Origin of the sequence: Lactiplantibacillus sp. B652 (genome assembly GCF_023806745.1) — a bacterium.
GTDB lineage: Bacteria > Bacillota > Bacilli > Lactobacillales > Lactobacillaceae > Lactiplantibacillus > Lactiplantibacillus pentosus.
On the sequence record NZ_JAMSKY010000016.1, the window covers coordinates 20327 to 34191 of the forward strand.

Here is a 13865-nt window from a genome sequence, read left to right on the forward strand (position 1 = left end):
CCGGACAAGAAGAACTTCGCCCTTGAGCATTGTCAGCCAGCCCCTCCAGTCGGGAACCCACTCGAATGGCAGATGAACGGCCACCTATCTGGGTACAATTGACCACTGAATATTAAGTAACTGGTCCTTCAGGCTGAGGCTTATTCGGTACGAATGGTGACTGATAGCAATTAATTACTGAGAAGATTATCTGAATATTATTCGCCCATCGCAAGATTACAAATTTCAATGTTAACTAGTGTTGAAATTTGTAGATAAAATGACCTTCGTTTAGAATTCGAGACTTTGCTATCTCAGTTGACTAGAGGAAATTCTGATAATTTCAGTGAAACTGTGTGTCCGAATTATTAAATTATGGTTTAGAAAGCTGAGCAATCGTTAGAAACCATTCGGATCGTTGAATGTCAAAATGACTGTCTACTAAGAACCAACGACCATGCCATCAAAAGTTGGGTCCGCACATGTCTGCCTTTCGAATACCATCCCGGCTGGAAGGTGTTTCTGACAATGCTAAGTGGTGAAATTTCACTTAGCAAGCGTTTTGTGCTTGGTTAGTGAAAGACCAGTATTTAAGACGTGGGTCGTCGGCTTAAATCTGTGTCCACCACGTTCCAGCGTTGTCAGAAATGCCTGTAAGCCGGTGTAGGACGTCTCCACAACAGCAAGTTTACGCTAAGTCGCACTTTTTCCAGCGGGTCTCAGCTGGCAGCACTTGAACTTAGAAATTGTCATGATTTAACCATGATTCATGACAATTCTGGCTGACAAATTACCTAGCACAACGCGTAAAACTTGCCTAAAACTTGATGGTCGTCAAGTTAACGGACGCAAGAGGCGACTATACTACAGTCATGCAATCAGGAATTAGCGATAGCAATTTAAACGGATTGTTACTGAAATAAATGTAAGCGAAATCATTGGCGCTAGCATGAATCATAGATAGATTTCAACGGATGAATCAAAAAAATTCAAAAAAATGGGCGAATTTATCTAAAATTCAAAAAAACGCCTGAACCCTTGATGTGAACGCTTGTAAACCGATAGAAGGTTTAGCAAAATTCACAATGATAGATAAAATCTATTGATAAAAGCGTTTACATTTGTGGGATTCGTGATTACAATAAAGTCGTTAAGTTGATAATTAATTTATATATACATGAGGAGGACATTACTAATGGCTAAAATTAGTGGTTCAGATGCCGTATTACGAGTAATTCAGAAGTGGGGCGTTAAACATATTTATGGTTTGCCCGGTGGTTCATTCGATTCAACGATGAATGCCATCTATAATCAACGTGAAACGTTGAAGTACATTCAAGTACGTCACGAAGAAGCTGGTGCGATCGCCGCTTCCGCTGATTATAAACTGACAGGTAAAATCGGTGTCTGCTTTGGATCCGCTGGCCCTGGTGCTGTCCACTTACTGAATGGGTTGTACGATGCTAAGGAAGATGGCATTCCAATGTTAGCCATCGTCGCACAAGTCCCAACTAAGCGGATGAACATGGACTTCTTCCAAGCAATGAATGAAGAACCAATCTTTGACGACGTTGCGGTTTGGAACCGGACGGCAATGACGGCTGAAAGTTTACCAATGTTGACTGATGAAGCGATTCGTCAAGCATACGCCCACAACGGTGTCGCTGTTTTAACAATTCCTAAGGACTTAGGTTGGGCTGAAATCGAAGACAACTTCGAAACCAATGCTAACTTGCACACGGTCAACTACCCAGCACCAACGGCTGAATCAGTGGCTGATGCAGTTAAGTTGATCAAGGACGCCAAGTCACCAATGATTTACTTTGGGATTGGTGCCAAGGATGCGGCCGAAGAATTGAAGGCTGCTTCTGAAAAATTCAAGATGCCACTAGTTTCTTCCGTTTTGGCTAAGGGCATTATTGAAGATGACTATCCAGCTTACTTAGGTTCAACTGGTCGGGTCGCACCAAAGCCAGGGGCCGAAATTGGTTTCAGTACCGACTTGATTCTCTGGGTTGGGAACAACGTGCCATTCAGTATCTTCCTGTTTAACAAGAAAGCTAAAGTTATTCAAATCGATATCGATAGCGAAAAGTTTGGTAAGCGTCACCACACCGATGTTGCCATCGAAGCGGACGCTAAGAAGTCATTAGCTGCCATCAACGCCGCTGGTGAAGCTCGGGAAGCCTCCGCATTCTACAACGCAGCGGTTGCTGACAAGCAAAACTGGGATAACTGGTTGGACGGTTTGAAGGACAGCACCGAGTCACCAGTCCGGGCAGAACCAATCTTTGATGTTTTAAATGAAGAAGCCAGTGACAAAGCCGTTTGGGCCGTTGATGTTGGTAACGTCAACATTAACTTCGAACGTTTGATTCGGATGCATGGTGACCAAAAGTGGGCGACTTCTGGGATCTACGCAACCATGGGCTTTGGGGTACCAGCTGCTTTAGCTGCCAAAGTTAACTATCCAGACCGTGATGTCTACAGTTTGAGTGGTGACGGTGCTTTCGCGATGTTATCAGAAGAAATCTTGGCTCAAGTCAAGTACAACTTACACGTCATCAACGTGGTCTTCAGTAACGAAACGTTAGGCTTTATCGAAGCTGAACAAACTGACGACAGCCATCAACCACTATCTGGTGTTGATTTGCCAGATACTGACTGGGCAAAAGTCGGTGAAGGCTATGGTGCCGTGGGTTACACGGTTCGGACTAAGGCTGAATTCAAGCAAGCCCTTGAAGATGCCAAGAAGACCGACAAGCCAGTCGTAATTGACGTTAAGTTAACACACGCAATGCCATTTACGACGGAACACATGTACTTGGACGATTCATGGCAAGATAAGGATAAGATTGCTGAATTCGTCAAGAAGTACGATGCTCAAGACTTGAAGCCATTCAGCTATTTCTTGAAACAAGCACAAACGAACTAATTCGGTTATTGAACAAACAAAGGAGCACGCGACTTTCGCGGCTCTTTTGGTACATAGCATCAAACGGGTCACCGTTGAACGGATGAGACCACACTGAAGCCATCCTTGAGGAGGAACACACGCATGCAGGTAATCAAGCTCGATCAGCAACAAGTACAACACTTGACCGCGCAACCGCCACTAGTTTTAGCGTTAGGATTTTTTGACGGCGTGCATCAGGGACATCAGCGTGTGATTCAAACGGCGCGCAAAATTGCGCTTCAGCGGCACTTGCCCCTAGCTGTGATGACCTTCAACCGACACGCTTCACAGTTGTTTCAGCCGCAGTCACCATTTCGTTATCTGAATACGCTCGACCAAAAAATCAAGCACATGGCAGCGCTAAAAGTCGACCGGCTATACGTGACTGATTTCAATCGCCAGTTTGCTGGATTAGCACCGGCAGATTTTGTCGACCAGTATTTGGTTGGGCTGAATGCTCAAGTGGTCGTTGCAGGCTTCGATTACACGTTTGGTCAGGGCGGTGTGAACGGCATGACGGACCTGGCTCGACTGGGTGCGGGGTCTTTTGAAACGGTCACGGTCGACCGCTTAGCCAATCAACGATTAAAAGTCAGTTCCACTCGGATTCGGGGCTTGATTGCGCGGGGACAACTCGAACAAGCCAATCAATTATTAGGCTATGACTACGAGACGACCGCGACGTTGAACCCGCAGACGCGTGAATTGATATTTAAAAACGTCAAGCAACAGTTGCCAGGTGGCGGGGATTACCGCTGTTGGTTGGTCGGTGACCACCACCGGCAACAGGTCGTCATTCGTGTCTCAACGACCGCTCCAAACGGCCAGATCATTTCGCCGTATCAATTACCAGCGGTCATGACTGACTTGACGGTGAGCTTACAGTGGCGCCAACAAGTCGCTGCTATGACGACACCAGCTCTGGCTGCTTGTCAGCAGTCGCTCCTCTAAACGTGTCTTTCTAGACCGACGCGGGGTTGGCTGTTATGATAGAGAGACTTTACTGAACAGCGTTTAAATGGTCCTCCTGATGACTAAACGGCCGCGGCAGAGACTGACGATGAACCGATTCAAATTAGTGGCTGCGGGGGCGCACTCGTAAATCTGCCCTGCGCTTATAGGCGTTGTAATCACTTTATTGAACAATAACTCATTCTAGATAGAAACTGGTCGTGCACACAAAACTGCCAACCAGTTTTTTTAGCTTTAAAAATTTACTTACAAAAAGTAAGCGTATTAATTGCGTTTCCACTTGGAAGCGATTTATAATACGTTTGTTAAGAAAATTAAACCAATGAAATCAGTTGGCTTAAATGTTGAAGGGATGGGATAAAATGACAAAGATGATTGCAGGACAGGCGCTAGTAAAGGTGCTAGAAGCATGGAACGTTGACCATATCTACGGGATTCCCGGCGGTTCGATCAACCATACGGTGGAAGGCCTGTACCTTGAAAAGGCACACATTGACTATATTCAAGTGCGGCATGAAGAGGTTGGCGCATTAGCTGCGTCTGCGGATGCGAAGTTTACTGGCAAAATCGGGGTCTCGTTTGGCTCAGCTGGTCCTGGTGCCACGCATCTATTCAACGGTCTGTATGACGCCAAGATGGATCACGTGCCCGTCCTGGCATTAGTTGGTCAGGTCCCACAGGCGACCATGAATACGAACTATTTCCAAGAAATGGACGAAACGCCGATGTTTAGTGACGTGGCAGTATACAATCGGACGGTCACGACGGCTGCTCAGTTACCATACGTCATCAACCAGGCGATTCGTGAAGCCTATCGTCAAAAGGGCCCAGCTGTGGTTATTATTCCTGAAAATCTCTCAGCAGAAGAAATCGATTATGAACCCGTTTCAACGCCGAACACGGTCTCTGATACATTTGAACAACGGGTTGATCCGCAAGCCATTACCGCAACGATGAAGCTCTTGAAAGCGGCTAAACACCCGCTAGTTTACGCCGGTCGTGGTCTGTTGGGCGCGAAAGCGGAACTGGTCAAGTTTAGTGAACAGTTCAATCTGCCGGTGATGAATACGGTCCCAGCAACGGGGGTTATTCCGACGAATCATCCGAATGCGATTGGGACGTTCGGACGGCTCGGTTCCAAATCCGGCTTTGAAGCGTTACAACACGCTGACCTGATTTTATTCCTCGGTTCAGAATTTCCATTTGCGAGCTTCTGGCCTAAGGGTATCAAGATTATTCAGGTCAATAATAATTCGTTTGATATTGGTAAGATGGTCCCAATCGACTACGCGGTCATCAGTGACGCGAAGGCGTATCTGCAAGCGATGATCGACACTGGCGAAAGCTTGCCCGAAACGGCTTGGTTGACGACCAATCGGCAAAACAAGCGCAACTGGGATGACTGGCTCAAGCAACGGGCTGCGGATGAATCCGATGGCCTGGCCCCTGAAGCAGTCATGCAAAAGGTCGCCACGATGGTCGGTCCGCGGGATACGTACGGTGTTGATACCGGGAACGTCTCGGAATGGGCAGTCCGGGGCTTGCCAATGGACCACGAGCAGCGGTTTGCGTTATCCGGTCTATTTGCCACGATGGGCTTTGGCCTACCAGCAGGGATGGCTGGTGCATTGAGTGTGCCTGATAGTCAAGCTTGGAGTTTCTCCGGTGACGGTGGTTTTGCAATGGTCGCACCAGATATTATTACGGAAGCTCGTTACGGTTTGCCGGTCATCAACGTCATCTTCAGTAATCAACGGTTCGGCTTTATCTATCGGGAACAAGTCGACACGAAGCAGCATTTGTATGGCGTTGATTTGACCGATGCGGATTGGGCCAAGGTCGCGGACGGCTTAGGTGGTATCGGCTTCACCGTTCAAAATAATCAGGAAGTCGAGGACGTCTTTGACCAGATCAAACAACTGCAGGCTAAGGGCAATCGCAAACCAATCGTGGTCAATGCCGTTATCAAGAACGACGACCCAATTGGCACGGCTTATATGCCACTGGACCCACAGTTATACGGTCAAGAAGCGGTCGACGAATACGCCAAGGCCAACCACATTGATATTGAGCAACAACCGTCATTAGGCGCGTTACTACGGGCGCAGGGCGATAACCTGTAAACGTGAGGACAAGCCGAGGATGGCAAAAGCCACGAGCATTTAAAAATGTTCGTGGCTTTTTATCGTGGTGATAAAATTAATTATTTCTGATTAAAACTACCATCTTCAACGTCGCGGATGAACTGCTTCAAATGGTCAAAGTAGACTGGCGCGTTGTCGATCATGTGGTGATGACCACCATTTGGCGTGGTGACGAGCCGTGAATTTGGAATGTCACGGGCCATCCGCCGTGCTGAAGCAAGTGGCATCGTTTCGTGTTCACCAAAGGTCAATAGCGTTGGCACCTTGATGTTGTGAATCTGGTCGCGAATATCCCATTCCTTTAATTTACCGGTGATGACGAATTCATTGTCACCTTGAAAGGCGTTGTAGACCGGGGTCGCGGTCGTATTGATCAAGTGCCGAATGGAAGCGGGTTGCTTACGATCAACGTAGCCGGCGTTCAAAACGTCGACGTATTTCTGGTATTGTGGATCGTCCCAGTTGCCTTCCGCTTCTTTTTGCTTCATGTAGGCGACAGCATCAGCAGGTAGGGCTTCTTCACGACACTTGTTGACGTTGACGACGTATTCTTCGATGTTGTCGACCATGCTTGAAATAATCGCACCCTTTAAGTGTTGGCCATATTTCAACGCGTACATCATCGTGAGTGCGCCACCCCATGATTGCCCAATCAAGTAGAAATTGTCGAGACCTAATTTTTGCCGGACTTCTTCAACTTCATCCAAGAAATAGTCGTAGGTGAGGTATTTCTTAGCGATTTCTGGATCGGAGTAGTCGGGTTGGTCGGAGTACCATGAGCCCAGTTGGTCGTACATCGAGACTTGAACGCCCAAGTCTGAGAGCTCTTCACCGAAGTTTTCCCAGTATTCGTGATTGCCACCAGGGCCACCGTGGAGGCAGAGTAATTGAATATCGCCTTGTCCCTGCGTGTTCGTCCATAAATGGTAGCCATTATCTAACGTGATGATTGTTGTTCCTTGCTTCAAATGATCACCCAATTTCCTATATATTAATTGTTATCTTACCACTGTTAAGTCAGTAGGGTCAAAAACGGTTGACGGTTGGATTTAGGCCGACAGTAGAAAGTGGGAGCGGCTACGTTGGTGGTGACGAAGTGCAATTGTGAGTTGGTGTTAATTCGGGAGTCTCGCTGAGTCGGCGATGTTGACCAGTGATCATTTCTGATAACTTGCTGTTGGGTAAACGGGGACGCTAGTAGGGGTAAATATTACTGAGAGTTATAACCAGCATAATGCAGGTTATATAATAGAAGAAAACGGATTCAATTTTGAACTCAAGTGCTCGAAAGAAAGCGTTTAGGTCGAATTGTTGACGTGGCCCTCAAGTCAACATCAATGCTGAATCGTTCGCAAGTAGACTAGCCGGAATCGGTGGGCTAGTGCAGGTTGCTGATTAAATTTTTTATACCCGCAACAATCCGTAACTGCACGGCAATCGTCACAAAAATTGTGTACAATTGATTTGACAAGCGGTTACATTTTCAGCGATAATAAGGAAACTGATGATTGTAGGAAAATGTAATATTACATTTTTAGGAACCAATTGCAGTTGGTTAACCGATATGAAATAATGGGTTAACTAATTAGAAATGAGTGCGATCAACATGTCAAATCAAGAGACCATTTTACGCTTGTTGATTCAAGCCGCCCCGGACTATTGCTCCGGTGAATGGCTCGCGCAGCAACTCGCCATCAGTCGACCTGCAGTCTGGAAATGCATTCAGCGACTGCAGCTCAGTGGACATCAGATTGAAAGCCGGCATTACCGTGGTTATCGGTATCTGATGTCTAATCAGTTGAGTGCGCCCGTCATCGAACAGGGCCTGCGCGACCTGCCACCATTTAAGTTGATCGTTCGTTCAACGGTTGATTCGACCAATCGAGACGTCAAACGGTTGATTAGTCAAGGCGTCGTGACTGTTCCGACCGTCGTCATTGCGGATACGCAGACGGCGGGGTACGGACGGTCTGGACGGTCATTTTATTCACCGGGTCAGACCGGCATTTATCTGAGTATCGGCTTGCCAATCAACGACCAAGCGTCCTTTGATGCGGGGCTGTTGACGACGAGCACCGCTGTCGTTGTCGCACAGACCTTGCAACAATTGTTCAAGGTACCGGTTGCGTTGAAGTGGGTCAATGATGTGCTGGTCAATCAACACAAAGTTGTCGGTATTTTGTCGGAGGGCACGACTGATTTAGAAACCGGGCAAATGGATGCAGTAGTCATCGGTATCGGTATCAATCTAACCACTGCGGCTTTTCCGGATGAGCTAGTGACGAAGGCGGGGGCGGTGACCACGGGCACTACGGATGTCACTCGTAATCAGGTCATTCAAGTGTTACTACATCGTTTCTTTACCAGTTATCCGACCTATCAGCGTGGTGATTTCATGGCTGAATACCGCCGACTGTCGATGGTGATTGGTCAATCGGTGACGTTAGCCAGTGGGCAACAAACGTACCAGGGCCGTGTGCTCGACATCGATGACCGCGGGGCGCTAGTGGTGCAATTAACTAGCGGTCAGGTCCGCCACTTTACTTCCGGCGAGATTACCAAGGTCAACCTGCAGACTGGTGGTTATCGCGGTTAGCGGGTTTGTAAAACTAATTAATAAATTGATCAAACGAATGCGGAGAATATTTAAAAATATTTTTGTATTCAATGTTTTACGGCTTCATACTGTTGTATAGTAGTAGTTAGTGACTGATTATGACAAGACGGTTAACTACCGTTAAATTCAGTACTCGGTCAGACGTACCAACCTTAAATTGTTGATAGTATGGGAATGACAAAGGATGAAGTAAAGGACTGACGTCAATTTTAGTTATAGTGTAATTAAGTTGGGGATTATATACATTTAACCAGCATAATAAATAAAGTGGTTAATAAAAATAATTAATGAATTTTAATTAATGCTGGTCATTGCGGGCGTTTACATATTATAGTAAAGGTACCGGGACGCTAGTTGGGTAAGTTAATCATTGAGAAACAATTCAAGGGGTAATCGAAATATGAACGAAAATTTGCGGAGCGTAAATATGAGCCGAACAATGAGTCGGATGAACCGACACCGAATGAATCCACGGCGCTACATAACGGGTTTTGATGGCATTCGGACACTGGCAGTGCTAGGGGTGATTATTTACCATTTAATGCCAGCATTGTTGCAAGGTGGCTACTTAGGGGTGCCCATCTTCTTCGTTGTTTCTGGTTACTTGATCACTGATATTTTATTACAAGATATTTTAAGTCGTGGCCATGTTCGAATCTGGCGCTTTTTAGGTCATCGGATGCGGCGGCTATATCCGGCGTTTGTCACGATGTTGTTGGGGACCACGGCGTATATTACCTTGTTTCAGCGGTCGTTACTGACGAATATTCGGGCGACGGTCCTGACGAACTTGGTCTACGTCTACAATTGGTTTGAAATCAATCACGGACAAAGTTACTTTGATCGTTTTAATGGCGAATCACCATTTACCCACCTGTGGTCACTATCGATCGAAGGACAATATTATTTATTCTGGCCATTAATTATTGGTGTATTAATGGTGATTTTCAAGAAACGCTCCCGGGTCTTTTGGTTCATGATGATTGCAGCTGGTATTTCAGCCATTACGATGGCGCTGTTGTATGACCCAGCGAACACGAACCGGGTTTACTACGGTACTGATACGCGGATGTTCGCCATCCTATTAGGTTCCGGATTAGCCTTTATCTGGCCTTCACGTGAGTTGTCAGCTGACATTGCGAACATCAATCGGGTGACCTTAGACATCGTCGGTGGGGCTTCGTTAATTGCAATTATTTGGATGTTTTTCCAGATGTCTGGTCAATCTGACTTTACGTATCGTGGCGGGATGTTGATTTTCACGATTTTATCCACGATTTTAGTGGCGACGGTTGCGCATCCGGCCAGTCACTTGAACCGCGTGCTGACCAATCCGCTATTCAAGTACGTTGGTCAACGGAGTTATGGGATTTACTTGTATCAATTCCCAGTGATGATTTTTTACGAAACCAAGGTCAAAAACATCGGCGATCACTTGTTGCTGAATAGTTTGATTGAAGTTGCTTTGATTTTGATCGTGACCGAATTGAGTTATCGCTTTATCGAAAACCCAATGCGTCACTACGATTACAGTCGCTTGTTAGTTGATCTTCGCGACTTTATCCGGAAGCCAAAGTTCAACCGCGTGACGACCGCCATCACAGTTGTGACGACCGCCTTGTTCGTGATTACTGCAGTTGGCTTCGTCCAACAACCAAGCAAGGCTGAAGCTAACAAGAAGACTGAGTTGCAGAAGACGATTGCTGCTAATTCTAAGGCTGCGGATAAGAAGAACGCAGCGGCTTTGAAACGGCAAAAGGCAGCTCAGGCTGCGGCCGCTTCACATAAGAAGGTTGCCACCGAGAAGATGGAAACCAAGCAGGCTGAAGCCAAGTTATCGTCGAAGCAGAAGCAAGTTGAAAAAGAATACAGTTTGAAGCCACAAGTCGTTTTAGCAATGGCGGATACTGATTTGACAGCGATTGGGGATTCAGTGCTCCTGGATGTTTCCTCTGACTTACAGGACGTGATTCCTGGGACCGTTGTTCAAGGTCGGGTCGGACGCCAGGTCACGGAAGTTCCTAGCATCGTCAATTCATTGAAGTCGCAAGGTCAACTTGCCCACAACGTCTTGCTGAACATCGGGACGAATGGGACGGTTACTAACGATCAAGCCGAACAGGTCGTTAAGCTGATTGGTAAGGACCGGCAGATCTTCTGGGTCACCGCGCACGTACCAACGCAAAGCTGGCAGAATGCGGTTAACGCACAAATCGAAAAGACGGCCAAGAAGCATCCAAACGTTCACGTCATTGATTGGCATGCGCGGGCTTTGAATCACAGCGATTGGTTTGCCGCTGACAACGTTCACCCAAATAACACTGGTAACGTTCAGCTTACGAACTTGATTGCTAATCGGATTGCGGAAGTTAATAATAACTAGTTTGAGAAATCCAGCCTACCATGATGGGGGCTGGATTTTTTTAATGGTGTAACAATTTTTGAAGTTGATAGGCAACTTGCCTAGATATTCTATTTTCGGTAACAAAATAGCTGTCGATGTAATTGAAGTCATGAGTTCTTCTGTGGCAGATTTATTGCTACTGCAGGGACTGTAATCGCTCCAGAACCTCTCAATTTTGCGGCGTAGCGTATCGAAAAATCAGATGACGCATTGTGCTAGTTAATTTGCGCCATGAAAAACGTCCCTTTCAGAATACCGTGCGTATTCTGAAAGGGACGTTTCATTAATTAGTGGGTTTTCTTAAGTGGCACATGCAAACGAATATCATTTAAATTCAGTGAGTACTGGAGATCCTGGTTACCACGAATCGTCATCTTCATGTCGGTCGCGTAAATGACCAGCCCCAGTTGGTGACCCTTGAGTAGGTGGTGGAACAGGGGTTGAAGGTCGACCGCGAAATCATAGAAGACGTTGGGTTGGATGGCCTCGGCATGCCATGGTTGATGGCGGTTTTGTAGATTGAGGTGACCCTTCGTAATCATCTTGAAAGGCGTCTCGCCAGCTAGCTTGAAGTCTTTCAAATCGTCTTCGCGCCAGTGGTAGCCTAAGTCCAGTGCTTTCGCTTCCAAGACTTGCGGGCTGACGGTCAAGCGCCGTGCTGCGCCAAAGTCGATCAGCATAAAGCTCAGCATCCCGAAGTTTTGATTAACAGCGACGGACCCTTCGATGTGTGGCACGCCAACTAGCAACTGGTCATCCTCGGCTTGCCAAGATTTGAAGAGCAACCGGTGGTCATAGAGCGGATTCAACTTATCTTCTTGCAACAAGTCACGTTGCCAAGCATCCAGATGATGTTTGTAGTGGTCAAAGAGCTTGTCCGGCAACTTATCTGTAAAGTGGGCAGCCCGTTGGTCGACGGTGTGGTCAGCGGGCACCAGCTCCTTATATTGCACCTTAAAGTCAAGTGCGTCGGTCGTATCTTGCCACCAGTTGTCGTAGCCATGCCAAGTCTGCGCGGCCGTGTTGTCCTGAACGAGGACGTTTGGCAGGAGTGCATCGGCGTGGTTATCCAAATCATATAATTTATGACTCAACCATAAATTCATCATATCGGTGAAATCAAGTGACTGTAAATTATTGATATAAATATGTTGGCCCTGATGCAGAATTAATTTTTTAGTGACGGGGACCTGCTGGAGTTTATCCCAGAGGTTCGCCACGTTACGCGGTTTGACGTTCCAGTCGTTCAGTCCGTGGACCATCACGATGTCTGCCTTGATATTGCCGACATTTTTGAGATAGTTCCGTTCGTCCCAGAAGCGGTTGTAGCTTCCAGTCGCGCGGTCCTGGTCACGAGTCAGTTCGGCAAGTTTTTGGTCAAACTTGGCCTGGATTTGATGCGCGTCACCGGCTTTTAAGCTCCGAGAAAAGACTTCGGCGGCTAACACATCGGTATCTTCACCTTGGAAAGTATCGGGGGCAACGACGAGCCCGTTATCGCGGTAGTAGTCGTACCAGCTGGAAATGGCGGCTTCTGAAATAATCGTCTTAAGGCCTTCAACACCGGTAGTGGCAGCCGCAGTGGCGAGCGTGCCGAGGTATGAACGGCCAGTCATCGCGACGTTGCCATTGCACCACCAAGCGGTAATCGCCACGTCACCATCGCGATTGGTGAAGGCTTGGCGTTTGCCAGTCAACCATTCGATAATCGCCACGGTCGAGGTGGTTTCATCCACGTCACCAGTCGGGGCCAAGCCGTCGGAATCAATTGATCCGATTCCAGCCGCATACACGACGGCAAATCCGCGGGCTAAGAAGTAGTCGTTGAGGGTGTAGGACTTCTCACGACTAAAGGTCTCTTCAGCGGTCGTAGTCGTGCTTTCAGGCGTTCGTGGTGCGGGTAGTGATGTGTGTTCAGGTTGATATTCAACATCGGCATACGTATTGTCATCCGGTTCCTTAGCGGTTAACGGCACGTCGACGTTGTGCATTTGAGCTTCGCCAGCGTGGTCGTTGATCCCTTGGTTGTAAGGACTAGCCGTGTAAAGTACCGGCACTTTTAGACCAGTGGCGGTTTCGGCCGGGCGTAAGATCTCGACTTTGAGTAAATCACGCTGGCCGTCGTGGTCCGTATCGAGTGGTGCTTCAACGTAGACCACTTCACGAATCAAGGTATTGGTATCAAAAACGGCTTGGGCTTTACCATTGAAAAACAAGGGCTTTTGTTCGTTCGGTAATTGATAGAACGGCACAAAGTAACCGCGGGTCGTTAAAGATTCAATTAATGTTTGGCCATGGTTGCCACGTGTATTGAGTAATAAATACCAGGCGTAATAAAGTGATTCACGGTCAAAAGCGGTGTCACCAACCATTGGTAAATGAATGTCACGCATTGCCAGCAATGGGTCAGCTAAGTCAAAGTCTTGGCCCGGCAAAAAACCGAGCAATTGCAGGCCGACGTTATAAAAAACTTGATTATTGACGATGGTCGCGTCAGCTAACCATTCTGTCAGGGTCTGCTGACTGGTGGCCATGATATTGTTGAATTTATGTTTGAGGCCGCTAGCCGTGTGAACTTCTGGTAAGCTCTTCGCCAACAAGGCTTGATAAACGGCAGGCACAGTTGTGAGCGCCGTCATTTCAGGGGTAATAAAGTGTATTTTTTTGAGTTCGGCAATTGCTGCTTCCGAATCGGTGGGCACAATTGCAAATTGATTATTTTTCATAAGTAAATTCCTCATTAAGTATTATTAGCAATATTATACCGCTAATTATGTCAGAACCAAGGTTTCT

At 47.0% G+C, this 13865-nt stretch carries 7 protein-coding genes; 5 read left to right on the forward strand and 2 right to left on the reverse strand.

Annotated features, from left to right (window positions below):
- Positions 1–1174 precede the first annotated feature (1174 nt).
- From spxB to MZO40_RS14990, 3 genes are all read left to right on the forward strand, one after another.
- Positions 1175–2914, forward strand: coding sequence for a pyruvate oxidase (spxB, locus tag MZO40_RS14980; protein WP_105961953.1), 1740 nt, complete (start codon positions 1175–1177; stop codon positions 2912–2914).
- 123 nt (positions 2915–3037) lie between these two features.
- Positions 3038–3886 carry an FAD synthetase family protein gene (locus MZO40_RS14985; RefSeq protein WP_122217786.1) on the forward strand — a complete coding sequence of 283 codons (849 nt, stop codon included), beginning with the start codon at positions 3038–3040 and terminating at the stop codon, positions 3884–3886.
- 383 nt (positions 3887–4269) lie between these two features.
- Positions 4270–6030, forward strand: a complete 1761-nt coding sequence (locus tag MZO40_RS14990; protein WP_105921927.1) for a thiamine pyrophosphate-binding protein — start codon at positions 4270–4272, stop codon at positions 6028–6030.
- A gap of 80 nt (positions 6031–6110) precedes the next feature.
- On the opposite strand, the gene MZO40_RS14995 is transcribed toward MZO40_RS14990, so the two are convergent.
- Positions 6111–7019: a proline-specific peptidase family protein gene (locus tag MZO40_RS14995; protein ID WP_050339085.1), complete on the reverse strand. Its 909-nt coding sequence runs from the start codon at positions 7017–7019 to the stop codon at positions 6111–6113.
- A gap of 638 nt (positions 7020–7657) precedes the next feature.
- Here MZO40_RS14995 and MZO40_RS15000 point away from each other — a divergent pair.
- Positions 7658–8647: a biotin--[acetyl-CoA-carboxylase] ligase gene (locus MZO40_RS15000; RefSeq protein WP_105961956.1), complete on the forward strand. Its 990-nt coding sequence runs from the start codon at positions 7658–7660 to the stop codon at positions 8645–8647.
- Between the two features lie 421 nt (positions 8648–9068).
- On the forward strand, positions 9069–11051 hold the full coding sequence (locus MZO40_RS15005) for an acyltransferase family protein (protein ID WP_252133384.1): 1983 nt from the start codon (positions 9069–9071) through the stop codon (positions 11049–11051).
- A gap of 308 nt (positions 11052–11359) precedes the next feature.
- On the opposite strand, the gene MZO40_RS15010 is transcribed toward MZO40_RS15005, so the two are convergent.
- The gene (locus MZO40_RS15010) at positions 11360–13798 is read right to left on the reverse strand and encodes a Xaa-Pro dipeptidyl-peptidase (protein WP_105961958.1); all 2439 of its coding nucleotides are present in this window, start codon (positions 13796–13798) and stop codon (positions 11360–11362) included.
- Positions 13799–13865 lie beyond the last annotated feature (67 nt).